Origin of the sequence: Tardiphaga sp. 172_B4_N1_3, from assembly GCF_052076035.1 — a bacterium.
Taxonomy (GTDB): domain Bacteria; phylum Pseudomonadota; class Alphaproteobacteria; order Rhizobiales; family Xanthobacteraceae; genus Tardiphaga; species Tardiphaga robiniae.
Map to the genome: position 1 here is coordinate 3,060,240 of NZ_CP197238.1, position 23,274 is coordinate 3,083,513.

At 61.2% G+C, this 23,274-nt stretch carries 20 protein-coding genes; 8 read left to right on the plus strand and 12 right to left on the minus strand.

The annotated features are described in order from the left end of the window. The first annotated feature begins 359 nt into the window (after positions 1–359). From AB7783_RS14535 to AB7783_RS14545, 3 genes are all read left to right on the plus strand, one after another. Entirely contained in the window at positions 360–719 is a 360-nt protein-coding gene (locus AB7783_RS14535) for a hypothetical protein (protein WP_441278018.1), read from the plus strand. Between the two features lie 54 nt (positions 720–773). Further along, the gene (locus tag AB7783_RS14540) at positions 774–926 is read left to right on the plus strand and encodes a hypothetical protein (protein WP_441278019.1); all 153 of its coding nucleotides are present in this window, start codon (positions 774–776) and stop codon (positions 924–926) included. Positions 927–993: 67 nt separating this feature from the next. After that, positions 994–1,413, plus strand: coding sequence for a DUF6647 family protein (locus tag AB7783_RS14545; protein ID WP_441278020.1), 420 nt, complete (start codon positions 994–996; stop codon positions 1,411–1,413). A 113-nt stretch (positions 1,414–1,526) separates the two neighbouring features. Here AB7783_RS14545 and thiD read toward each other — a convergent pair whose 3' ends face one another. Further along, positions 1,527–2,327, minus strand: a complete 801-nt coding sequence (gene thiD / locus AB7783_RS14550; protein WP_441278021.1) for a bifunctional hydroxymethylpyrimidine kinase/phosphomethylpyrimidine kinase — start codon at positions 2,325–2,327, stop codon at positions 1,527–1,529. A 153-nt stretch (positions 2,328–2,480) separates the two neighbouring features. On the opposite strand from thiD, the gene AB7783_RS14555 reads away from it, so the two are divergent. Next, the gene (locus AB7783_RS14555; RefSeq protein WP_068735543.1) at positions 2,481–2,717 is read left to right on the plus strand and encodes an Lrp/AsnC ligand binding domain-containing protein; all 237 of its coding nucleotides are present in this window, start codon (positions 2,481–2,483) and stop codon (positions 2,715–2,717) included. A 214-nt stretch (positions 2,718–2,931) separates the two neighbouring features. Here AB7783_RS14555 and AB7783_RS14560 read toward each other — a convergent pair whose 3' ends face one another. After that, on the minus strand, positions 2,932–5,316 hold the full coding sequence (locus AB7783_RS14560) for a transketolase (protein ID WP_441278022.1): 2,385 nt from the start codon (positions 5,314–5,316) through the stop codon (positions 2,932–2,934). A 152-nt stretch (positions 5,317–5,468) separates the two neighbouring features. Here AB7783_RS14560 and AB7783_RS14565 point away from each other — a divergent pair, with 152 nt between their 5' ends. Further along, positions 5,469–5,930, plus strand: coding sequence for an Lrp/AsnC family transcriptional regulator (locus AB7783_RS14565; RefSeq protein ID WP_175366591.1), 462 nt, complete (start codon positions 5,469–5,471; stop codon positions 5,928–5,930). Positions 5,931–5,940: 10 nt separating this feature from the next. Here the strand turns inward: AB7783_RS14565 and AB7783_RS14570 are convergent, their stop codons facing one another. The 10 genes from AB7783_RS14570 to urtA form a co-directional block, all read right to left on the minus strand. After that, a complete protein-coding gene (locus AB7783_RS14570; protein ID WP_441278023.1) occupies positions 5,941–8,358 on the minus strand; it encodes a bifunctional diguanylate cyclase/phosphodiesterase in 2,418 nt (805 codons plus the stop codon). 247 nt (positions 8,359–8,605) lie between these two features. Then, on the minus strand, positions 8,606–9,559 hold the full coding sequence (locus AB7783_RS14575; protein WP_374725716.1) for a DMT family transporter: 954 nt from the start codon (positions 9,557–9,559) through the stop codon (positions 8,606–8,608). 189 nt (positions 9,560–9,748) lie between these two features. Next, on the minus strand, positions 9,749–10,588 hold the full coding sequence (locus tag AB7783_RS14580; protein ID WP_439064523.1) for an aldo/keto reductase: 840 nt from the start codon (positions 10,586–10,588) through the stop codon (positions 9,749–9,751). Positions 10,589–10,656: 68 nt separating this feature from the next. After that, on the minus strand, positions 10,657–10,998 hold the full coding sequence (locus AB7783_RS14585) for an FmdB family zinc ribbon protein (RefSeq protein ID WP_068735531.1): 342 nt from the start codon (positions 10,996–10,998) through the stop codon (positions 10,657–10,659). A 177-nt stretch (positions 10,999–11,175) separates the two neighbouring features. Next, positions 11,176–12,405, minus strand: a complete 1,230-nt coding sequence (fmdA, locus tag AB7783_RS14590; RefSeq protein WP_093756657.1) for a formamidase — start codon at positions 12,403–12,405, stop codon at positions 11,176–11,178. Between the two features lie 49 nt (positions 12,406–12,454). After that, positions 12,455–13,144: an urea ABC transporter ATP-binding subunit UrtE gene (gene urtE / locus AB7783_RS14595; protein WP_068735526.1), complete on the minus strand. Its 690-nt coding sequence runs from the start codon at positions 13,142–13,144 to the stop codon at positions 12,455–12,457. A gap of 10 nt (positions 13,145–13,154) precedes the next feature. Then, the gene (gene urtD, locus AB7783_RS14600) at positions 13,155–13,910 is read right to left on the minus strand and encodes an urea ABC transporter ATP-binding protein UrtD (protein WP_068735525.1); all 756 of its coding nucleotides are present in this window, start codon (positions 13,908–13,910) and stop codon (positions 13,155–13,157) included. 9 nt (positions 13,911–13,919) lie between these two features. Further along, positions 13,920–15,065 carry an urea ABC transporter permease subunit UrtC gene (gene urtC, locus AB7783_RS14605; protein WP_441278024.1) on the minus strand — a complete coding sequence of 382 codons (1,146 nt, stop codon included), beginning with the start codon at positions 15,063–15,065 and terminating at the stop codon, positions 13,920–13,922. Between the two features lie 36 nt (positions 15,066–15,101). After that, complete coding sequence (urtB, locus tag AB7783_RS14610) at positions 15,102–16,028, minus strand: urea ABC transporter permease subunit UrtB (protein WP_089265233.1); 927 nt, start codon at positions 16,026–16,028, stop codon at positions 15,102–15,104. Positions 16,029–16,161: 133 nt separating this feature from the next. Then, positions 16,162–17,421 (minus strand): urea ABC transporter substrate-binding protein, encoded by a 1,260-nt coding sequence (urtA, locus tag AB7783_RS14615; RefSeq protein WP_441278025.1) that lies wholly within the window; start codon positions 17,419–17,421, stop codon positions 16,162–16,164. A gap of 161 nt (positions 17,422–17,582) precedes the next feature. Here urtA and AB7783_RS14620 point away from each other — a divergent pair, with 161 nt between their 5' ends. The 3 genes from AB7783_RS14620 (at position 17,583) to AB7783_RS14630 (ending at position 23,272) form a co-directional block, all read left to right on the plus strand. Then, positions 17,583–20,957 (plus strand): hybrid sensor histidine kinase/response regulator, encoded by a 3,375-nt coding sequence (locus AB7783_RS14620; RefSeq protein WP_441278026.1) that lies wholly within the window; start codon positions 17,583–17,585, stop codon positions 20,955–20,957. After that, the gene (locus tag AB7783_RS14625) at positions 20,947–21,870 is read left to right on the plus strand and encodes a response regulator (RefSeq protein ID WP_441278027.1); all 924 of its coding nucleotides are present in this window, start codon (positions 20,947–20,949) and stop codon (positions 21,868–21,870) included. The genes AB7783_RS14620 and AB7783_RS14625 overlap by 11 nt, the downstream gene beginning before the upstream one ends. A 196-nt stretch (positions 21,871–22,066) precedes the next feature. Further along, positions 22,067–23,272, plus strand: a complete 1,206-nt coding sequence (locus AB7783_RS14630; RefSeq protein ID WP_089265237.1) for an ABC transporter substrate-binding protein — start codon at positions 22,067–22,069, stop codon at positions 23,270–23,272. Positions 23,273–23,274: the final 2 nt, after the last annotated feature.

Here is a 23,274-nt window from a genome sequence, read left to right on the forward strand (position 1 = left end):
AATACCGCGCAACTACGAGCGCGATCGTATGCCTTTCTCTCAACCGAAGACGAACGACGAGTCGTCGCGAGATGGAGAACTGGAGTGATCGCGTTCTACGGATCGATTTTGTTGACTGCATTGGCTGCAACGGGCCAAAGGCCCCAAGCCGATCAGCCTGACCTCGCTTCCGATGATTTCGTCACATACCACATGTCGAGCTTGCCGCTACCGTAGGCGAACAAAGCCAACGCCGCGGTAGCATCGCTGCCAATGCCAGCAAGCGCAACGAAGGTTCAATGCAATTTCAAGGGTGTCAGGCGGGCCGAGCGGTCAGCAAGCTCACCTGTATCATCCCGTGAAGTATCAGGAAAAGAGTGATGAAGACCGACTTTCCGGCGCCATCTCCAGCACCTGTGGGGGCTTCGATGATTGTCAGCGCACTTCATGAATCCCGTCGCCGGCAGGCAATCAACGTCATTCATCGCTACCAGCATCTTATCTCCGACCGCATCGAAGCCAATCCTGGCAAGCCCATTCCATCGCCAGACGCGAAAATGCGCGGTCGTCAGATTCAGAACAGTGAAGGGAAAAGAAACGTGAGGCGACTGAGCGAAACACACCTGATCATCCTGATCCTTATCGGCTTCGGCATTGTGCATGTGATTGGCGGCGTCCTGCTGGCACGGGCGGCGCCCGAGCACAGTCGCCCCGTGAATATAGCGGCCTGGGGCGACTGACTGCGGCTGGCACGGCATCAACCATCAATGGGCGGCAACAATCATGAGGCTGACATGACTGCAATCGCGAGCGCGATGTCCCGCGCTCTTCGTTCGATCACCGGAGCCGATGTGCTCAAGCATTTTCTGTTTTTCTGCGGAGCCGGAATTCTGGTGTTCGTACTCTCGCTCACTTACGGCCTGGATTTGAGCTCGGGCCTTTTCTGATCCTCGCCACGAATACGCAACTGAAGCGTCCAATTCCCCGCAGGCCATATCCGCATGAGGTCGCTACGTGAACGCTCTGATCGCCACCTATATCGCATGGATCATCGCCCAAACGGGCTTCGCCCCTCCGGCTCACCCGCCAATCCATTTCGCGACGTCAGCAGAAATGGCTGTGCTAAGTGGTACGCCGGAAAATAGCGGGCTCGAATTTCAAGCGCTCTACAGCCGCGAACAGGGCGCGATCTACCTGCCCCACGAATGGCAACCGGTCAATTTGCGGCAGAAGAGCGCGCTGCTGCACGAACTCGTGCATCACGTGCAACGGGCCAACAACGTCGAAGCTCCGTGTGTGGCGGCCCACGAACGCCAAGCCTATGACCTTCAGATGACATGGCTACGCGAACAGGGGGTCGAGGATCCCTACAGCCTCATCGGCACGAATGAGCTCACAATCTACATGGTGAGCGTCTGCCGCGACGGCTCGTAAGCGGCACACGACATTCCTTCGTCATAGGCCATAAGATGCAACGGGCTCGTGCGCGCACCGACGCTCAGGCGATTGGAACGCGCCGAGGTTGGTTTGAGCCGATCTTGATACGCCTAATAGAACGCGTGGAAGTGGTGCACCGGGCCGTGGCCGTGCCCGACCGTAAACCGATCAGCGGCGCCGATCGCCGCTGTGACATAGGCTTTCGCTGAACGCACCGCGGCTTCCAGCGTCTCGCCTTTGGCAAGCCCTGCGGCGATCGCTGACGATAGCGTGCAGCCTGTACCGTGCGTGTTCTTCGTCGCCACGCGCGGCGCAGGCAATGCGATGGCGCGGTCTGCGGTGATAAAATAGTCGGTGCTCTCCGGGCCGGTCCCATGGCCGCCCTTGATCAGCACAGCCTTGCAGCCGAGCTTGAGCAGACGCTTGCCCTGCGCCTCGATAGCCGCATCGCCCTCTGCCATCGGCTCGTCGAGCAGCGCGGCGGCCTCTGGCAGGTTCGGCGTGATAATCTGGGCCAACGGGATCAACGTGCTACGCAGCGCTTCGATGGCCTCCGGCGCCAGCAGGCGATCGCCTGAGGTCGCCACCATCACGGGATCGAGCACCACATGTTTCGGCTGCCATGTCGCGAGGCCCGCAGCGATGGCCTCGATCACATCACGCTGAGCGACCATGCCGATCTTCACCGCGCCGACCGCGAGATCGACGAACACGGCATTGATCTGCTCGCTCACGAACTCTGCAGGCACCTGATGGATGCCGGTGACGCCCTTGGTGTTCTGCGCGGTCAGCGCGGCGATCACCGAGGCGCCGTAGACGCCCAGCGCCGCGAAGGTCTTGAGGTCGGCCTGGATGCCGGCGCCGCCCGAGGAATCCGAACCGGCAATGGTCAGCGCAACGGGTGTGGGCATCGGAAAAACTCGCACGAGATCAAGGGATAAGCAGCCATACCAGTCCTACCCCGCCAGCCATGAACCAGCAACCCGGCGACATGCTGGCGGCTTGCGCCGCCCCCTGTTTTGGGCTTGATGATCTCTAAAATCGCCCGTTTCCGGAGAATCCCGATGGTCCCCTTCTTTGTCCAGTTCAAGTGCAAGCTTGGCCAGTCCTACGCCGTCGCCAACGCCCTGGCCGAAGCCGAAATCGCCTCGGAGATCTATTCCACCGCTGGGCATTACGACCTGCTGGTGAAGTTCTATGTCGATAACGCCACCGACATCGGCCATTTCGTGAACGAGAAGGTGCAGACCATCCCGGGCATCCAGGACACGCATACGATCATCACGTTCAAGGCGTTTTGAGGCGGAGCGCCGTAGACGCGCTCCCTCTCCCCGCTCTGCGCGGGGAGAGGGTTGGGGTGAGGGGCGAGGCACACGGTCACGTCCATTTGCCACCTCACAAGTCGCACCGAATCCGATCCGAAAATAATGCGTATGTGGTGAGTGCGTGCCATGCCCCTCACCCGCCGCGAAGACGCGGCGACCTCTCCCCGCAAGCGGGGAGAGGTTAAGAGACCTACACCGCCATCTTCCGATGCAGCACGGGCACGCCGCTCAGCTCCTCCGCCGCGTCGACGATCGCATTCGCGTCGATGCCGTGGTGGCGATAGAGATCGCCGATGGTGCCGGTCTGGCCGAATTGTTCGACGCCCAGCGCTTCCATGCGATGACCGCACACGCTGCCGATCCAGCCCAAAGTAGCCGGATGGCCATCGAGCACGGTGACGATGCCGCAGTCGCGCGGCAGCGGCTGCAGCAGCTTCTCGATATGGCTGAGATGCTGCGGGTTGCGCCTGTCGCGGCGGATCTTTCGCGCCGATGTCCAGCCGGCATGGAGACGGTCGGCTGACGTGATCGCCAGCAGGCCGATGTCGCGATGGCTGTCGCCGAGCAATCCCGTTGCCTCGATCGCCTCCGGCGCCAGCGTGCCGGTATAGGCGATTACCAGATCGCAATTGGCGCCGGGCTTGCGCAGCCAATAGGCGCCATCAGTGATGCCCTGCTGCAGCTCCGGCGTCATCATGCGCTGCGGCTGCTCGATGGTGCGCGTGGAGAGCCGCAGATAGACCGAGCCGCCGGCACGCTGGCCGCTGTCATCAGTGCCCGCGTCGCGCTGCATGTGCTGGAAGCCCCAACCCATGATGACGGCGAGCTCATCGACGAAAGCCGGCTCGAACGATGCAAGACCGTCCTGCGCCATGCCGATCAGCGGCGTCGCGATCGACTGATGAGCACCGCCTTCCGGCGCCAGCGTGATGCCCGACGGCGTCGCCGCCACCATGAAGCGGGCATCCTGATAGCAGGCATAGTTGAGCTGATCGAGACCACGCTCGATGAAGGGATCGTACAGCGTCGCGACCGGCAGCAGGCGGACGCCGTTGATGCTGCTCGACAGGCCCAAGGCTGACATCAGGATGAACAGGTTCGCCTCGGCGATGCCGAGTTCGAGATGCTGGCCCTTCGGCGAAAAGTCCCAGTTGAAGGTGGAGGGGATCTTCTCGCTGCGGAAGTGATCGGCCTTCTCGGCGCGTGCGAACAGCCCACGCCGATTGACCCATGCTCCGAGGTTCGTCGACACGGTGACATCGGGCGACGCGGTCACGATGCGCGACGCCAGTTCGGTATCGCCGCGTGCCAGCTCATGCAGGACGAGGCCGAAACCCTGCTGCGTCGACATTTCCGGCGACGGCTTGAACGACAGATGCGCGGGAACATCGATCACGTCGGCGCTGAGGCGCCGCGTGCCCTGCTGCACGAAGGGCACGTCCTTGAGGAACGCATCGAGCATCAAAGCGTCCTGCGTCAGGCCCTCATATCTGTCCCATTCATGGCCGGGCCGGATGTTCTGCGCCGCGCGCCAGGTCTCCATCTGCGTCAGCGTCATCAGGCCGGCGTGGTTGTCCTTGTGACCCTGGAACGGGAGGCCGACGCCCTTGATGGTGTAGGCGATGAAGCAGACCGGACGATCGTGATCGATCGCCTCGAAAGCCTCGACCATGCTGGCCATATCGTGGCCGCCGAGATTGGACATCAGCGCCAGCAGTTCCTCGTCGCTGCGCGCTTCGATCAAGCGCGACACCGGACCCTGATCGCCGATCTCGTCGTTGAGCCGCTTGCGGAACGCTGCGCCGCCCTGGAAACACAAAGCCGAATAGATCTGGTTCGGACAGTTGTCGATCCAGGTCTTCAATGCAGCTCCGCCGGGCTCGGCGAAAGCCGTCTGCATTAGCCGGCCATACTTCACGATCACCACGTCCCAGCCAAAGTTGCGGAACATGGATTCGAACTTCTCCCACAGACCCTCGCGCACAACGGCGTCGAGGCTCTGGCGGTTGTAGTCGACGATCCACCAGGTGTTGCGCAGCCCGTGCTTCCAGCCTTCAAGCAAAGCTTCGAAGATATTGCCCTCGTCCATCTCGGCATCGCCGACCAGCGCGATCATGCGGCCTTCGCGGCGGTCCTTCATCCAGCCGTGAGCCGAGACGTAGTCCTGCACCAGCGACGAGAACAGCGTCTGCGCGACGCCGAGGCCGACCGAGCCGGTGGAGAAATCGACATCGTCGATATCCTTGGTGCGCGACGGATAGCTTTGCGCCCCCTTGAAGCCGCGGAAGTTCTCGAGCTTCTCGCGCGTCTGGTTGCCTAACAGATACTGGATGGCGTGGAACACCGGACTCGCATGCGGCTTCACCGCGACGCGGTCTTCCGGCTTCAGCACGGCGAAATACAGCGCCGACATGATCGTCGCCAGCGAGGCGGATGACGCCTGATGGCCGCCAACCTTGAGGCCGTCGGTATTGGGGCGGATGTGGTTGGCGTTATGGATGGTCCATGACGAGAGCCAGAGCACCTTGCGCGCCAATGCGGTCAGGGTCTGCAGGCGATGATGATCGATCGGCATGGTGGGCTCCCGCGTCGGCCAGCTGCGCTGGTTCGTGATGAGGTCGCCATTCTAGCAGGCGCTCGAAAGTGATTTTCTCAATTCATCGCGACAACCACGGTCATATTGGTATAAATGAATGGTTCCAGCTCCCATTTCATGGAATTTTCCCAATGTCAGCCCTCGACGCAATCGACCGCAAGATTCTCGCCGCACTGCAGATCGACAGTCGCATCACCATGCAGGAGCTCGCCGAGAAGGTCGGGCTATCGATCTCGCCGTGCCATCGCAGGGTGAAATTGCTGGAAGAACGCGGCGTCATCACCCGCTACATGGCGCTGGTCGATCAGAAATCGATCGGGCTGCCAGTCAGCGTCTTCATCTCCATCAAGCTTGTCAGGCAGAAAGAGGAAGACCTCAACCGTTTCGCGAAAGCGATCTCGAAATGGGAGGAGGTGCTGGAATGCTATCTGATGACCGGCAACCGCGACTATCTCTTGCGCGTCGTCGCGGCGGATCTGTCATCCTATGAGGCATTCCTGAAGAACAAGCTGACGCGGCTCGACGGCATCGCCTCGATCGAATCCAGCTTCGCCCTCAGCCAGGTGAAGTATTCGATCGCACTGCCGGTGTGAGGGCCCAGAGCTAGCTGGCTCGCTTCACCGCGGCGGCGGTACCACCCGGGGCGCTGACGACGCTTTGATAATGCGCAATCGGCTGCGGGCGGCCGATCAGGAAGCCTTGGATCTCCGCACAGCCTTCGCTCGCAAGAAACGACATTTGGGCGACGGTCTCGACGCCCTCGGCGATCACCGGGAGCTTCAACGAGCGGCCGAGCCCGATGATGGCGTGAACAATAGCCGCGGACTGCGGATTGTCCTCGAGATTGGCCACGAAGGTCTGGTCGATCTTGATCTTGTCGAAGGGGAAAGCCTGCAAATAGCTCAGGCTCGAATAACCCGTGCCGAAATCGTCCATAGCGACGCGAACGCCCAGTTCCTTGACGGCGTGCAGGATCGCGATGGCACCAGCAAAATCGTCAATCAGCACGCCTTCGGTGATCTCGATCTCGACACGCTTTGGGCAGAGACCGGTTTCCGCCAGAACGGCGGCGAGCATCCCGGGCACATCGCCGCGCTGAAAATTGACCGGCGACAGGTTAATGGCGATCGACAGCGGATTGACCCAGGTTGCCGCCTCGCGACAGGCCTCGCGCGCCACCCACTCGTCGATGGCGCCTATCAGACCGCTCTCCTCCGCCAGCGGAATGAACACCGTCGGCGAGATGATGCCGCGCTCGGGATGCCGCCAGCGCAGCAGAACCTCGAAGGCGACGACAGCGCCCTCGGTGGTCGCCTGCGGCTGAAAATAGAGTTGGAATTGCTTGTTCTCGACCGCCACCACGAGATCACGCTGCAGCAGTCGCTTCTCGCGGATGTGCTGATCCATCGCAGCCTCGAAGAAGCGGATGGTGCCGCGTTCCTCGGCCTTGGCGCGGTCGAGCGCCAGATCCGCATGCGCAATGAGAGCTTCGATATCCTGGCCGTCCTGCGGATAGACGGAGATGCCGATGCTACAGCGAACATTGACGTGCTGGCCGTCGATCTGAAACGTATTATCGAGAATGCTCGACAACCGCGCACAGAGATCTTCCGCTGTTTGCGGCTCCGCGCCGAGATGAGACACGATCGAGAAGATATCGCCACTCGGCCGTGCCAGAAATGCGCCGTTGCAGGCTTGCGCCAGCCGCTTCGCCAGTTCGGCCAGTACGGCGTCTCCGGTGGCCTGGCCGTATACATCATTTGTCTCTCTGAAGCGGTCGATATCGATCCGCGCGATCGCAAACGAGCCGTGTCCCGCCGAGGCCTCTTTGAAGACGCGGGCCAGATGTTCGTTGAAGGCAACACGATTGGGCAGATCGGTGATCGGATCGTGCCGCGCGAGATGCACGATCCGCGCTTCGCTGAGTTTGCGGTCGGTGATGTCGGCGTGGGTCGCGACCCAGCCGCCATTCTTCATCGGCCGGTAGCGCACATTGATGGCGCGTCCATCCGGCAGCTCGGCGGTCTGGCTGCTCGGCACGCGATCCGCGAGCGCCGTCCGCATCTTCATCTCATAACTATCCATATCGACGAACAGCGTGCCAGCCGCCGCGCGAATTGCCAGCACCTGATCCTCGGTCGCGCCGGCGAACATTTTCGCCGGCGGGATATTGTACATGCGCATGTAGCTTTCGTTCCACAATTCGAGCAGGCCATCGGCGCTATACATACATAGGCCCTGCTCCATATTGTTGAGCGCCGCATCGAGCTGGAGATTGCGCTTGCTCATGCTGCGGCGGGTGCGCTGATCTGTTACGGCAACGACGAGGCCCGCGATCACCACGGCGGCGGTAAAGGCCGCAATGGCCAGCGACAGTTCGATCGGGGACAGCAGACTTTGGTTCTCAGCGGCTGCGGCATTGTAGGTCAGATCGATCGCGCCCATGGCGACGAAGTGATGTACACAGATCGCGAGCGTCAGAAGCAGTGCCGCAACGAGCAGCTTGCCGGACCGGTCGGCGGTCTGGGCGACGAGAATCGCCAAGGCGGCAATCACCATGCCGCCGACGACCGACACCGTCACGAGGTCCGGCATCCACTGGATGATGGCGGGGATGCGCAGCGACGCCATGCCCATATAGTGCATGCAGGCGATGCCGAGGCCGATCACCGCGCCGCCGGCCAGCGCGTTCCGTTTGGTTCGATTAAACAGCGCGATGGCGAATCCGGCCGTGGTCATCACTGCAGAGGCGACGAGCGAACAGGCGGTGATGAGGAGGTCGTAGTGGAGTTCGAAACCAGGCGTGTATGCGAGCATCGCGATGAAATGCGTCGCCCACGTGCCGAAGCCGGTGACCGCGCCTGCGGTAATCAACCACGCAAGGCGCGTGTCGGGCAATGCGGTGCGCGCACGCGTGAACAGGTTGACGGCAGCAAGGCTGGAGAGAAAACACACCGCTGCCGCCAGCAGGATCTGCCGCCAGTCATGCTGCAACTCGATGCAATTCCAGACTCGTAGCATAAAGATACCAACATATGACGAGATACCGAAGCATAGCGCGTGCAACGTTCGGAATGTTTAAAACTCACGGAAAAATTGCACAGAAGAGCTGTTATTCTTAAGCCGCGATAAAGCCCGAAATATGCCGGGTATCATCGTCCATGTTTGCGGAAAAATATGCAACACATTCGGATGTACCCACCGCAAGCGCCATGGCTCAGGGGAAATCGAGCTATGGGGACGACCTGTCTCGATCAACAGCTCATCATTAGGCGCTCGGATAAGGTTCCGCCGGTGCGGTGACCTGCGCGCGGCGCACGCGTTCGCGATGTGCGGTGTAGACACCGCTGGCGATGATGATTGCAGCACCGGCGAAAGTGACAGCATCGGGCACTTCGCCAAACAGGAAGAAGCCGATCAGCGTCACCCACACCAGCTGCACATAGGAGAACGGCGCCAGTACCGATGCATCCGCATAGCGGAAGGCCAATACGACAATCCAGTGGCCGACAGTAGCGGCGACGCCAATACCAACACCGAGCGCGATCTGCGTCCAGCTCGGTACGATCCAGTAGAACGGCACGATGACACTGAGCACGAGAAAGCCGGTGATCGCCGAGAACGCCATCGTGGTGATGGCGCGATCTGCACCGCTTATTTTGCGCGTCAACACCAATGCGGTCGCCCAGCCCAACGCCGAAATGATCGGAAAGATCGTACCGGGCTGAAACGCCGCGGTGCCCGGCCGCACGATGATCAATACGCCCAGAAGCCCTGCGATGGTGGCGGTCCAGCGGCGCAGACCGACCTTTTCACCAAGGAAGAGAACCGATAGCCCGGTGACGAATAGCGGCGAGATGAAGCCAGTCGCAGTCGCTTCCGCGATCGGCAGATAACCGAGCGCCATGATGAAGAAGATCGACGAACACAACAGGCCCAGCCCGCGAAATACCTGCAGCAGCGGCCGCGTCGAGCGCATCGGATTGCCCGAGGCCGGCGCCAACACGATCGGCAGCAGGATCACGACGAACACCAGAAAGCGGATCCAGGCGATCTCCACCGATGGCATGCCCGTGCGCGACAGATATTTCGCCATCGCGTCCGATGACGCCAGAAACGCCGTCGAACAAATGATCATCAGAATGCCGCGCAGCGGCCGGTCGGTATGGCGATGCGCCGATACAGGGGCAGCAGTCTTCGGCGGCGGAACATGGCTTGTCACGAGCGGGGACCAATATGCGCGGGCTCGTCGGTGCATGCGAGCCGAATCGAATAGGGCTCACAAAACGACGATCACGAGGCCGGGACAACTGCCGATATCAGGACACGGATATGCAGCAGGCAAAAAAGCCTATGCCGGCCGATGCATCAGCGGCCAGCGTGCAGCGCAGCACCGATTTTACCGTATCCCCTACAGCATCGGCAGACTGGAAGGCTCCCGGCCGAGCGGGAACGCCTTTCCAATATCAGCCAGTTCGGCCGCCCTGAGCGTCAATGCACTCGCCGCCGCGTTGTCCGCCGCATGGGCGGCCGAAGACGCTTTCGGAATTGCGAAGACCGTTGGCTGACGGATCAGGAAAGCGAGCGCCACCTGCCGCGGCGTGGCCAGATGGGCATCGGCGATCTGCTGCAGGATTTTGCCGCCCGGCGAGCGCGTCGACGGGAAATCATTATGCCCGAACGGCGAATAGGCCACGACGGCGACGCCATGGCTCTCGCACCACGGGATCACGCGGTGTTCGATGGCGCGCTCCTGTAAATGATAGAGCACCTGATTGCAGGCGATGGCGCCCTTGCCTGCGAGTTTCGACAGCTCGTTGAGATCGTCGACATCGAAGTTGCTGACGCCCCAGGAGGCAATCTTGCCGGCCGCCTTCAACTCTCCGAAGGCGGCGACAGTCTCGGCAAGCGGAACCTGACCGCGCCAGTGCAGCAGGTAGCAATCGAGCCGATCGGTCCCCAGCCGCTTCAGCGAGCGCTCGCAGGCGGCAATGGTGCCCTTCCGCGACGCGTTGCTCGGCAGCACCTTGGAGACCAGGAACACCTCGTCGCGACGGCGGGCGATGGCCTCTGCAATCACGAGCTCGGCATCGCCATACATTTCGGCCGTGTCGATATGGCTCATGCCGGCATCGAGGCCGGCCTGCAGCGCCCTGACCGCCGCAGCGCGGTCACTGTGGTCGATATACCAGGTGCCCTGCCCGATGACTGAGACGTCGCGCTTGGTTTGGCCGAATGGATTGTGTCGCATGGTGCGCCTCCGCCTCCCGCGGCAATGAGGCACACGGGAGTGGACTTTAGCGCATCAATTCAGAGGAGTCAGTGGCTGATCATCCACGGCCGCGCTGTCGGGAAGCTCTTGGCGCCCGAGCGGGTCTGCTTCACCAGCCGCGACGGCTTCTTGCCGGAACAGCAGCCGCAACCGGCCCCATGCGACGCCTTGTACTCCGCCGATGTCTTCGGCGCATTGCGGCTGCGCTCGTTGGTGGCGTGGGCCTTGCGCTTGTCGGAGGGCATGCAGAAGAACGCCGGTGCGGTCAGGATTACGCGTGGCGCCTGCGTCGCGCAATGCGGGCAATCCTGCGGATCATCGCATTCGGCCATCGGCCGCATGTCGGTGAAGGGACCGCAATCGTCGCACAGATATTCATAGACCGGCATGGCGGATATCCGTCGTTGAACCGCTGGCCTCTCCACGTCATTGCGAGGAGCGAAGCGACGCGGCAATCCAGAAAACCACAAACGAAGGAAGAACTGGATTGCTTCGCTCCGCTCGCAATGACGAAAGAAAAAGGGCCGCGGGGTCGTGACTAGAGCCCCGCAGCCAAGTTGACCGCGTTACTTGTCCGGCGAGAGCGGCATCTGGATGTCGCCCTTGATGTGCTTGATCGGGCCCGCCGACGACGGATTGATATCGAAGTCGAAAATCTGCGTCGGCAGCCACAGCGTGGCGCAGGCGTTGGGCACGTCGACGACGCCGGAGATGTGGCCCTGCACCGGCGCGGTGCCGAGGATCGAATAGGCCTGCGCGCCGGAATAGCCGAACTTCTTCAGATATTCGATAGCGTTCAGACAGGCCTGACGATAGGCGATATGCACGTCGAGATAATGCTGCTTGCCCTGCTCGTCGACAGAGATGCCTTCGAAGATCAGGAAGTCGTTGTAGTTCGGCGTCATCGGCGACGGCTTGAACACCGGGTTCTTGATGCCGTATTTCGACACGCCGTCCTTGATGACATCGACCTTGATGTGCAGCCAGCCGGCCATCTCGATGGCGCCGCAGAAGGTGATTTCGCCGTCGCCCTGCGAGAAGTGCAGGTCGCCCATGGAGAGACCGCCACCGGGGACATAGACCGGGAAATAGACCTTCGAGCCGCGCGACAGATCCTTGATGTCGCAATTGCCGCCATGTTCGCGCGGCGGCACGGTGCGCGCGCCTTCGGCCGCAGCCTTCTCCTTCGCCTCACCCTTCAGCCGACCCATATGGGCAGTCGGGCCGAACGGCGGATTGGCAAGGCCGGGCACGCGGGTCGGGTTCGTCGCGATCAGTGCGGTCTCGCGCTCGTTCCAGGTGGCAAGCAGTTTCGGATCGGGCAGACAGCCGATCAGGCCGGGATGGATCAGGCCGGCGAAATTCACGCCCGGGATGTGACGCGACGAGGTGTACATGCCCTTGAAGTCCCAGATCGACTTCTGCGCTTCCGGGAAGTGATCAGTGAGAAAGCCGCCGCCATTCTGCTTGGAGAAGAAGCCGTTGAAGCCCCACAGCGAATCTTTCATCGGGCCGACATCGAGCAGATCGACAACCAGAAGATCGCCGGGCTCCGCGCCCTTGACGCCGATCGGGCCGGACAGGAAGTGCACGATCGACAGGTCGATGTCGCGCACGTCGTCGGCGCTGTCGTTGTTCTTGATGAAGCCGCCGGTCCAGTCATAGGTCTCGACGATAAAGTCATCGCCGGGATTGACCCATGCGACCATGGGAATGTCCGAATGCCAGCGGTTGTGAATCATGTCGTTGTCGTAGGCCGATTGCGTAAGGTCGACCTTGATCAGTGTATCTGGCATTCAATGCTCCCCTTCGGTTACTGGTCTTGGTGGTTGGACGCGTGGTGAATTAGACGGACAGGTACTTGGCGATCTGCGCGGCATCGATGCCTTCGCGCGCTTCGTCGCGAACGATCTCACCATTCTCGATGACGAGGACACGGTCGGCGACATCGAGCGCGAAGCTCAGCACCTGTTCGGAGACGATGATCGACAGGCCCTTGGTGTCGCGGATGTGCTTCAGCGTGCGGGCCATGTCCTTGATGATCGATGGCTGGATACCTTCGGTCGGCTCATCGAGCAGCAGCACCTTCGGCTTGGTGGCGAGTGCGCGGGCGATGGCGAGCTGCTGCTGCTGGCCGCCGGAGAGGTTGCCGCCGCGGCGGCCTTTCATTTCGAGCAGCACCGGGAACAGCTCATAGAGATCGCCAGGCACTTCCTTCTCGCCGGAGGCGACAAGGCCGGTCTCGATATTCTCCTTCACCGTCATATGCGAGAAGATCATCCGGCCCTGCGGCACGTAAGCGAGGCCGCGCGCGACGCGCTCATAGCTCTTCAGCGCACCGAGCTCCTTGCCTTCCATGGTCACCGAGCCTGACTTGGTCGGCACGATACCCATCAGGGATTTCATCAGCGTGGTCTTGCCCATGCCGTTGCGGCCCATGATGGCCACGATTTCGTTGGGCTGCACCGACACATTGAGGCCATGCAGAACTTCGCTCTGGCCGTAAGCGACGTGGAGATCGTTGATCGCGAGCATGATGATCTCCTCAATGACCCAGATAGACTTCGATGACCTTGGGATCGTTCTGGACCTTCTCCATGGTGCCTTCGGACAGGATCTGTCCCTGATGCAGCACGGTCACCTTGTGGGCGATGTCCTCGACGAATTTCATGTCGTGCTCGATCACCAGCACCGAGCGGTTCTTGATGATCGTATTGAGCAGCTCCGCCGTCTTGACGCGCTCGCTCACGCTCATGCCGGCGACGGGCTCGTCGAGCATCAGCAGGTCTGGATCCTGGATCAGCAGCATGCCGATCTCGAGCCACTGCTTCTGGCCATGCGAGAGCACATCGGCATACATGTTGAGACGATCCTTGAGGAAGATCATCTCGGCAACTTCCTCGACGCGCTCGCGCACTGCGGCGTCGCGCTTGAACATCAGCGAGCCGAACACGGAACGACCGCGCGGATAGGAGATCTCCAGATTCTCGAAAACAGTGAGATCGTCATAAACAGACGGCGTCTGGAATTTGCGGCCGACGCCGGCCTGCACGATCTGGTTTTCCTTCAGCTTGGTCAGTTCCGTTCCGCGAAACTGCACCGACCCCGAGGTGGCTTTGGTCTTGCCGCAGATCAGATCGAGGACGGTGGTCTTGCCGGCGCCGTTGGGGCCGATAATGACGCGGATCTCGTTCTCCTCGACGTAGAAGGAGAGATCGTTGACCGCCTTGAAGCCGTCGAAGGAAACGGTGAGCCCTTCGACCGCGAGCAAAAATTCCTTGGGCTGATGTCCGATGAGCATGATGTCCCCTTACTCGGCCGGCGCGCCGTCGGCGGCGGATTTGATGGCCCAAGCCTTCTTGGATTTAGACGAGCGCATGGCGATCAGGCGATCGATGTGGCGCGCCACGTGATCGCGCCAGATGCCGGACAGGCCATTGGGGAAGAACAGCACCACGGCGATGAACAAGCCGCCGAGGCCGAACAGCCAGAGCTCGGGGAAGGATTCCGACAGCATCGTCTTGGCGTAGTTTACCAGCAGCGTGCCGTAGACCGCGCCGAAGATGGACATGCGGCCACCCACGGCCGTGTAGATCACCATTTCGATCGACGGCACGATGCCGACGAAGGACGGCGACATGAAGCCGATCTGCAGCGTGAACATGGCGCCACCGATCGCGGCGAACATTGCCGCGGCACAGAAGGCGAATATCTTGAAGTTGGCGACGCTGTAACCGGAGAAGCGGACGCGGTCCTCCTGTTCGCGCATCGCCACTAGGATGCGGCCGAGCTTGGTCAGCCGGACGAACTGTGCGGCGATAATACAGGCGAACAGCACGAAGACTTCGAAGAAGTAGAGAATGACCTTGGCGTGGTCGGTGCGGATGTCCCAGCCGTTCAGCGTCCGCAGGTCGGTCATGCCGTTGATACCGCCAGTATAGCCCTGCTGGCCGATGATCAGGATCGTCGCAATCGCCGCGATGGCCTGGGTGATAATGGCGAAATAGACGCCGCCGACACGGCGCTTGAACATCGCCGCGCCGATGATGAAGGCCAGCAGCGTCGGCACCACGAGGATGGCGATGATGGTCAGCGTCAGCGAGTGAAACGGCTTCCAGAACATCGGCAGCGCCGTGATCTGGTTCCAATCCATGAAATCCGGAATGCCGGGGGTCGACTGGATCTTAGTGTTGGCGACGCTGGAGGCTTCCAGCTTCAGGAACATCGCCATGCAGTAGCCGCCAAGGCCGAAGAACACGCCCTGCCCGAGGCTGAGGATGCCGCCATAGCCCCAGCACATCACAAGGCCCAAGGCGACGAAGGCATAGGTCAGATATTTGGCGACAAGGTTGAGACGAAACACATCCAGAAACAGCGGCAGAATGACTGCGAGCAGCAGCAGCAGCGACAGGAAACCAAGAAGCTCCGAGCGGTTGAAGAAGCGTGAATTGATCATGTGATGATTGCCCTGCTCTGTCTGTACTGCACGCGCTTACTTGCGGACCTTGAGGGCGAACAGGCCCTGCGGCCGGATCATCAGGATCGCGACGATGGTGAGCAGCGTCAGCACCTTGGCCATAGAACCGGACATGAAGAACTCCATGGTCGACTGCGCCTGAGAGATGGTGAAGGCCGAGGCGATGGTGCCGAACAGACTGGCCGCACCGCCGAACACCACGACGAGGAACGTGTCGACGATGTAGAGCTGGCCGGAGGTCGGGCCGGTCGAACCGATCATGGTGAAGGCGGAGCCAGCGATCCCGGCGATGCCGCAGCCGAGGCCGAAGGTGTAGCGGTCAACCTTCTCGGTATTGATGCCGACGGCGCCCGCCATCACGCGGTTCTGCACCACGGCGCGAACCTGACGACCCCAACGCGACTTGTACATGATGTAGGCGACCACCATGGTGATCCCCAGCGTCAACACCATCACGAAGATGCCGTTGATCGGCACTTCGATCGTATCGGTGACCTGCTTGGAGCCCATCATCCATTGCGGCAGTTCGACACCGACTTCGCGCGCACCGAACACCGAGCGATAGGCCTGCTGCAAGATCAGGCTGAGGCCCCAGGTCGCCAGCAGCGTATCGAGTGGGCGCTTGTAGAGATGCCGTATCAGCCCCCATTCGACCAACATCCCCAGCGCACCGGAGGCGATGAAAGCGAGGATCATGGCGACGAAGAAGTAACCGGAAAACAGTGACGGCAGGTGCGACTGGAAGAAGCTCGACGTCAGCCAGGTAACGTACGCGCCGAGGATCATGAATTCGCCATGCGCCATGTTGATGACGCCCATCTGCCCGAAGATGATTGCGAGGCCGAGTGCCATCAGCACATAGACCGAGAACAGGATCAGGCCGGCAAAGCCCTGCATTGCAAAGATGGCGCCAAGGTCGCCAATCGAATAGTCGCCGAACATCGATCCGTCCTCCGTCAGGGAAAGGGTCCCGCGCCGCGCGATGAGACGCGACGCGGGGTTGTCGTGCGCGGATAGGTCGTCCGCGCCAGGGAGAAGGAGCGCGGAGCTACGCTCCGCACTTGACGAGCAAGACTTATTGGTAGCCCTTCGGGAACGGATCCGGCTCGATCAGTTCGGGCGTCTCGTAGACCACCTTGAACTGGCCATCGAGCTGCGCCTGGCCGACGCGAGCCTTGGACCACAGATGATGGTTCGGATGGATCTTGACGTAGCCTTCCGGTGCTTTGGTGAATTCAATGCCGGCAGACGCGGGTGCGATCTTGTCGATATCGAAGGAGCCGGCTTTCTCGACCGTCATTTTCCACAGCCACGGCCCGAGATAGGCCGCCTGCGTCACGTCGCCGATCACGGTCTTTTCGCCCCACATCTTCTTGAAGGCGGCGACGAATTCCTTGTTGTTCGGATTATCGAGCGACTGGAAGTACTTCATACAGGCATAGGCGCCCGCGATGTTCTCGCCGCCGATACCGTCGATCTCGTCCTCGGTGACCGAGATGGTCAGCAGGGTCTGCTTCGACAGGTCGATACCGGCCGCCTTGAGCTGCTTGTAGAAGGCGACGTTGGAGCCGCCGACCACCGCGGCATAGATCACGTCCGGCTTGGTCAGCTTGATCTTGTTGATCACCGAGTTGAACTGGGTGTGGCCGAGCGGGAAGTATTCTTCGCCCGACACCTTGCCGCCAAGCTTGCCCTCGATGTGCTTGCGGGCGATCTTCATCGACGTGCGCGGCCAGATATAGTCCGAGCCGATCAGATAGAAGCTCTTGCCGTTCTTGGTCTTGGAGACCCAGTCGAGGCCGGCGAGGATCTGCTGGGTAGCTTCCTGACCGGTATAGATCACGTTCTTCGACTGCTCGAGACCTTCATAGAAGGTCGGGTAGTAGAGCATGCCGTTATATTGTTCCATGACCGGCAGCACCGCCTTGCGGGAGGCCGAGGTCCAGCAGCCCATGATGGCGGCGACCTTGTCGTTGACGAGCAGTTTCTTGGCCTTTTCGGCGAAGGTCGGCCAGTCCGAGGCGCCGTCTTCCTGGATGAACTTGATCTTGCGGCCGAGCACGCCGCCCATGGCGTTGATCTGGTCGATGGCAAGCTTTTCAGCCTGCACCGAGCCGGTTTCCGAGATCGCCATGGTGCCGGTGACCGAATGCAGGATGCCGACTGTGACTTCCGTATCGGTAACCGCAAGGCCCGTGGTGTTGATGGCCGAGGTGGCCGGCGCCTGCGCAAAAGATGTGCGCGGAAGCAGCGACATTGCCGGCAAAGCCGCCATGCCCATCAGCAGTTTACGCCGCAATGGCGAGTGCAAGCCCGGTTTCTTCTCGTCTGACATTTCAACCCCACTGGTTCGAGTACGCCTATTGGTGAGGCAAGCATTGCTGAACTTGTGCGGTGCACGGATACGCGAGATCGCGTATACTGCACCGCAAAATGCCGACGTAGGTTTTTGCATCACGCAAACATGCGTAGTTTGACAGGGTCAGGAGCGAAGTAGTGGCAGGGCGGCAGCGTATCGACCGCGTGAGACGCCAGTACAATCAATGGGTCGCCAACCAGACCCTGGAGGATTACGCACTCCGCTTTACGGCGAAGAGCGCCAGGCGCTGGTCCGCCGCGCGGGTCGCCAACACGGCATTAGGCGCCATTTCGTTTCTCGCCCTCGAGGCCATCGGCGGCACCATCACCATCAATTACGGCATGACCAACGCCACGGCAGCGATCCTGGTGGTCAGCGTCATCATCTTCTGCTGCGGATTGCCGATCGCGTATTATGCCGCAAAATGCGGCATTGATATCGATCTCCTCACCCGCGGTGCCGGTTTCGGCTATATCGGCTCGACTGTTACCTCGCTGATTTATGCGTCTTTCACCTTCATCTTCTTCGCCATCGAGGCGGTCATTCTCGCCTCGGCACTGGAGATGTGTTTCGATATTCCGCGCCCCATTGGCTACCTGATATCGGCCGTGGTCATCATCCCCTTGGTGACCCATGGCATCACGCTAATCAGCCGTTTTCAGCTCTGGACCCAGCCGATCTGGCTGGTGCTCAACCTGCTGCCTTTCGCGGCCATCGCCTATGCCAGCCGCGACTCCTTCGTGGCCTGGACCAAATTTCCGGGCGACCACGGCAGCGCCGCCGGTCATCTCGATCTCCTGCTGTTTGGCACGGCCGCTTCGGTCGTATTCTCGCTGGTCGCGCAGATCGGCGAACAGGTCGACTTCCTGCGCTTCCTGCCGCGCGACCGCCGCAGCTCGCGTGCGAGCTGGTGGGTGGCGCTACTGTGCGCGGGCCCAGGCTGGATCATTGTCGGCGCAATCAAGCTGCTGGCCGGTTCGTTCCTCGCCTATTTCGCACTGACCCACGGCGTTTCGGCCGAGCACGCCGCCGAGCCCGCGCATATGTATCTCGAAGCGTTTCGCTATGTGCTGTCGCAGCCTGATCTGGCGCTGGCACTGACCGGCACCTTCGTGATCCTGTCGCAGCTCAAGATCAACGTCACCAACGCCTATGCCGGCTCGATCGCCTGGTCGAACTTCTTCTCTCGCCTCACCCACAGCCATCCCGGCCGCGTCGTCTGGCTGGTGTTCAATGTGCTGGTCGCGCTGCTGCTGATGGAAATCGGCGTCTACAAGGCGCTGGAGCAGACGCTGGCGCTGTACTCGAACGTTGCGATTGCATGGGTCGGCGCGCTGGTCGCCGATCTCGTCATCAACAAGCCGCTCGGGCTGCGTCCGCAGCAGATGGAATTCAAGCGCGCACATCTCTACGACATCAACCCGGTCGGCGTCGGCGCCATGCTGGCCGCCACCGTGATGTCGGTCAGCGCCTTCTACGGCCTGTTCGGCCCCACAGCCAAGGCACTGTCGCCGTTCGTAGCCTTGCTTACCGCGCTTGTGACCGCCCCCATCATCGCCTTCGCGACTGGCGGAAAATATTACATCGCCCGCAAGCCGAAGCGCGCCTGGCAGAACATGGCAGCGATCCAGTGCTGTATCTGCGAACATTCGTTCGAGCCCGAGGACATGGCCCACTGCCCGGCCTATGCCGGCCCGATCTGCTCACTGTGCTGCTCGCTCGATGCGCGTTGCCACGATCTCTGCAAGCCTCATGCGCGGATCGACGCACAGATGTCGGCGACGTTCGGCAAATTGCTGCCGGAGCCGATCCTGGCCCGGCTCAATTCGCAGCTCGGCCATTACCTTGGCGTGTTCATGATCGCTGCCGGCCTTGTCGGCCTGACGCTGGGACTGATCTATCTGCAGACCTCCGCCGCATCGCCGGGAGACAGTGCGCAGGTCTCGGAAGTGCTGTGGAAAGTGTTCTTCGCGCTGGCGATCATCATCGGCGTGGTGGCATGGCTATTCGTGCTGGCCAAGCAAAGCCGTCGCGCCGCCGAAGCCGAGACCAAGCGGCAGACCACCCTGTTGATGCAGGAAATCGACGCCCACAAGCGCACCGATGCCGAGCTGCAGCGCGCCAAGGAGGTCGCAGAATCCGCCAACCTCGCCAAGAGTCGTTACGTCGTCGGCCTCAGCCATGAGCTTCGCTCGCCGCTCAATGCGATCAGCGGCTACGCACAATTGCTGGAGCAGGATGAGAGCCTGCAGACCCGCCCGCGCGATCAGGTGCGCGTCGTCAAGCGCAGTGCCGATCATCTCTCCGGATTGATCGACGGCATTCTGGATATTTCCAAGATCGAGGCGGGGCGCCTTTATCTTTCGCGTGACGAAGTCCGCCTCACCGACTTCCTCGATCAGCTCGTCGGCATGTTCCGCCTGCAGGCCGCCGCCAAGGGCATCGACTTCGTGTTCCGGCGGCCGAACATCCTGCCGACCGTGGTTTATGCCGATGAGAAGCGGTTGCGGCAGATCCTGATCAACCTGCTCTCCAACGCCATCAAGTTCACGCAGGCCGGCAGCGTCCAGTTCGTGATCCATTATCGCAGCCCGGTCGCCGAATTCGAGATCATCGATACCGGACCCGGCATTCGTCCCGACGATCTCGAACGCATCTTCGCGCCCTTCGAACGCGGCGCGCTTGGCGCTGCGCAGCCCCATACGGGCACAGGTTTGGGTCTCACGATTTCCAAACTGCTCGCCGGCGTGATGGGCGGCGACATCCGCGTTAGCAGCGAGGTTGGCACCGGCAGCACCTTCCGCGTCAAGATGCTGCTCTCCGAAGTAACGAACCCCACGCGCATCGCGCCGGTGGACGCGCCGATCTACGGCTATCACGGTATCAGAAAGACCATTCTCGTGACCGACGACGATCCCACCCAGCGCGACCTCTTGCGTCAGGTGCTGACACCACTGGGCTTCATCTTGCTCAGCGCGCCGGATGGCCAGGCCTGTCTCAGCCTCGCCCAGCATTGCCGCCCGGACCTGTTCCTGCTGGATATTTCCATGGCCGGTATGGACGGTTGGACGGTGGCGGAGAAGCTACGGTCGTCGGGCCACCATCAAGCGCGTATCCTGATGGTCTCGGCCAGCGCGCTGGAAGCCCATGGCGCGCCGCTCGCCCAGCCATTCCATGACGGCTATCTGATGAAGCCCATCGAACTGCCGCGCCTGCTCGAACAGATCGGACAACTCCTGAAGATCGAATGGCAATACGAACGCGACGAAGTGGCACCGCTACCGCAATGGACGCCCAATAGCGGCACACGGCCGCCCGTGCATCATGTAGAGGAACTCATTAGCCTCGGGCAGATGGGGCACATTCGCGCCATCCAGTTGAAGCTCGACGAGATCGGCAATGAGCACCCCGAACATGCCGACTTCGTCGCCCAAATGCGTTCGCTGATCGACCGCTTCGACCTCGATCAATACATGGCCACCTTGAAGACGCTGTACACCTATGACCACTGAATCGAAAAAACGCGACGTCGCGCTGGTGGTCGACGACTCACCGGAAACATTGCGGCTATTGACCGACGCGCTCGATGGCGCCGGCATGACCGTGATGGTGGCCATGGACGGCGCTGCGGCCATGCGGATCGTCGAACAGATCACGCCGGACATCATCCTGCTGGATGCCGTCATGCCGGGAATCGACGGCTTCGAAACCTGTCGCCGGCTGAAGCGCGACGCGGGCCTCGGCGACGTGCCCGTGATTTTCATGACCGGGCTGTCCGAGACCGAACACATCGTGCGCGGCCTCGAGGCCGGCGGCGTCGATTACGTCACCAAGCCGATCATCATCGAGGAAATGCTGGCGCGGATCCGCGTGCATCTCGCCAATGCGCGGCTGACGCAGAGTGCGCGCACCGCGCTCGATGTCTCCGGACGCTTCCTCCTTGCCGTGAGCAACAAGGGCAATATCCTCTGGGCCACGCCGCAGGCGCAGAAATTGCTCAGCGATCACCTGAGCGCCGCCCCCAATGATGAATTGCTGCTGCCACCAGTCATGATGCAGTGGCTCGAACAGATGCAGCGGTCGGGCGCCAAGCCGGCACCGTCATCGGGCTTTCCGAGCAACGAGCTGCTGCGTCTGCAATATATGGGGAAAGTCGGCTCCGACGAATTCTTGCTGCGTCTCGCCAAGGAGAACGCACCAACCGCTCCCGCCGAATTCAGCAAGGAGCTTGGCCTCACGGGCCGCGAGGGCGAAGTGCTATCCTGGCTCAGCAAGGGCAAGAGCAACCGCGATATCGCGCAGATCCTCGGCCTCTCACCGCGCACCGTCGACAAGCATCTTGAGCAGATCTACGCCAAACTTGGCGTCGAGAACCGTACTGCGGCTGCGGCAATTGCGGTGAATGCGAGCCACAGGCGGCAATAGCCACGACGTGACCGTCGCGTAGTTCGACCGCTGCTCCAATCAGTCTGATACCGCACCGCACGCACGGCATCGCGGCGCGTGCTCACACCTTTCCACGCGCGAATTCGCTATTGACAAACCTTTTCGCCAATATCTAATTTGTCGAAAAACAGAGAATGACTGGCCCGACACGAGGCCGCATTGGGGAGAGAAACAGATGACACGCCAGTTCCTGGTGTGCGCAGCCGCGCTCACGCTTTGGACATCCACCGCTTCCGCTCAGGTCTCCGACGACGTCGTTCGCATCGGCGTTCTGACCGATCTCTCAAGCTGGGGGCGCGACAACAGCGGCCCCGGCTCGGTCGAAGCCGCGAAGATGGCGCTCGAGGAATTCGGCCCGACAGTGCTCGGCAAACCGATCGAGATCATCAGCGCCGATCACCAGATGAAGTCGGACGTCGGCATTCAGATTGCTCGCAACTGGTTTGATGCCGGCAAGGTCGACGCCGTTGTCGATATTCCGAATTCTGCCATCGCCATCGCGGTTCATAATCTGGCGAAGGACCGCAACAAAATCGCACTCCTGTCCGGCCCCGGCGCAAGCACGCTCACGGATGAGCTGTGCAGCCCCAACACGGTCCACTTCACCTACGACACCTACGCGCTTGCGAAGGTGACGGCCTCTGCGGTGGTCGCCGGCGGTGGAAAGTCATGGTTCTTCATCACGGCCGACTACGCCTTCGGCAATCAGCTTGAACAGGACGCGACGCGCTTCATCAAGGCCAGTGGCGGCACCGTGCTGGGCGGCGTTCGCCATCCGACCAATACCGCCGATTTCTCGTCCTTCGCGCTGCAGGCGCAGAACTCGAAGGCTGAAGTCGTCGCCTTCGCCAATGCCGGCCAGGACACTGACAATTCGATCAAGCAATCCGGTGAATTCGGCCTCGTCAAGGGTGGCCAGAAACTGGTCGGCCTGTTGATGTTCGACACGGACGTGCATGCCATCGGGCTGGAAGCGGCTCAGGGCACATACCTGACAACCGCGTCCTACTGGAACATGGACGACAAGACGCGCGCCTGGTCGAAGAAATTTTTCGACCGCACCAAGGTGATGCCGACCATGATCCAGACCGGCGTCTATGGCTCGGTGCTACACTATCTCCAGGCCATCAAGGCTGCCGGCACCGACGATCCGGCCAAGGTGATGGCCAAGATGCGCGAACTGCCCATCGAGGACACTTTCGTGCATGGCGGCAAGCTGCGCGAGGACGGCCGCGTCATCCGCGACATGTATCTGGCCCGAGTCAAGAAGCCGTCAGAATCCAAGGAGCCCTGGGACTATCTCGACATCGTCAAGACGGTGAAGGGCGATGACGCGTTCCGGCCCGTCTCTGAATCGAAATGCCCATTGCTGAAGAAGTAAAT

Bases quoted from the DNA above. Each gene is read 5' to 3' on its own strand.
- AB7783_RS14535 (WP_441278018.1), top strand. From the start codon at position 360: ATGAAGACCGACTTTCCGGCGCCATCTCCAGCACCTGTGGGGGCTTCG.
- urtC (WP_441278024.1), bottom strand. From the start codon at position 15,065: ATGATCAATTCACGCTTCTTCAACCGCTCGGAGCTTCTTGGTTTCCTG.
- AB7783_RS14540 (WP_441278019.1), top strand. From the start codon at position 774: ATGACTGCAATCGCGAGCGCGATGTCCCGCGCTCTTCGTTCGATCACC.
- AB7783_RS14555 (WP_068735543.1), top strand. From the start codon at position 2,481: ATGGTCCCCTTCTTTGTCCAGTTCAAGTGCAAGCTTGGCCAGTCCTAC.
- urtA (WP_441278025.1), bottom strand. From the start codon at position 17,421: ATGTCAGACGAGAAGAAACCGGGCTTGCACTCGCCATTGCGGCGTAAA.
- AB7783_RS14625 (WP_441278027.1), top strand. From the start codon at position 20,947: ATGACCACTGAATCGAAAAAACGCGACGTCGCGCTGGTGGTCGACGAC.
- thiD (WP_441278021.1), bottom strand. From the start codon at position 2,327: ATGCCCACACCCGTTGCGCTGACCATTGCCGGTTCGGATTCCTCGGGC.
- AB7783_RS14570 (WP_441278023.1), bottom strand. From the start codon at position 8,358: ATGCTACGAGTCTGGAATTGCATCGAGTTGCAGCATGACTGGCGGCAG.
- AB7783_RS14630 (WP_089265237.1), top strand. From the start codon at position 22,067: ATGACACGCCAGTTCCTGGTGTGCGCAGCCGCGCTCACGCTTTGGACA.
- AB7783_RS14585 (WP_068735531.1), bottom strand. From the start codon at position 10,998: ATGCCGGTCTATGAATATCTGTGCGACGATTGCGGTCCCTTCACCGAC.
- AB7783_RS14580 (WP_439064523.1), bottom strand. From the start codon at position 10,588: ATGCGACACAATCCATTCGGCCAAACCAAGCGCGACGTCTCAGTCATC.
- AB7783_RS14565 (WP_175366591.1), top strand. From the start codon at position 5,469: ATGTCAGCCCTCGACGCAATCGACCGCAAGATTCTCGCCGCACTGCAG.
- fmdA (WP_093756657.1), bottom strand. From the start codon at position 12,405: ATGCCAGATACACTGATCAAGGTCGACCTTACGCAATCGGCCTACGAC.
- urtB (WP_089265233.1), bottom strand. From the start codon at position 16,028: ATGTTCGGCGACTATTCGATTGGCGACCTTGGCGCCATCTTTGCAATG.
- urtD (WP_068735525.1), bottom strand. From the start codon at position 13,910: ATGCTCATCGGACATCAGCCCAAGGAATTTTTGCTCGCGGTCGAAGGG.
- AB7783_RS14560 (WP_441278022.1), bottom strand. From the start codon at position 5,316: ATGCCGATCGATCATCATCGCCTGCAGACCCTGACCGCATTGGCGCGC.
- urtE (WP_068735526.1), bottom strand. From the start codon at position 13,144: ATGCTCGCGATCAACGATCTCCACGTCGCTTACGGCCAGAGCGAAGTT.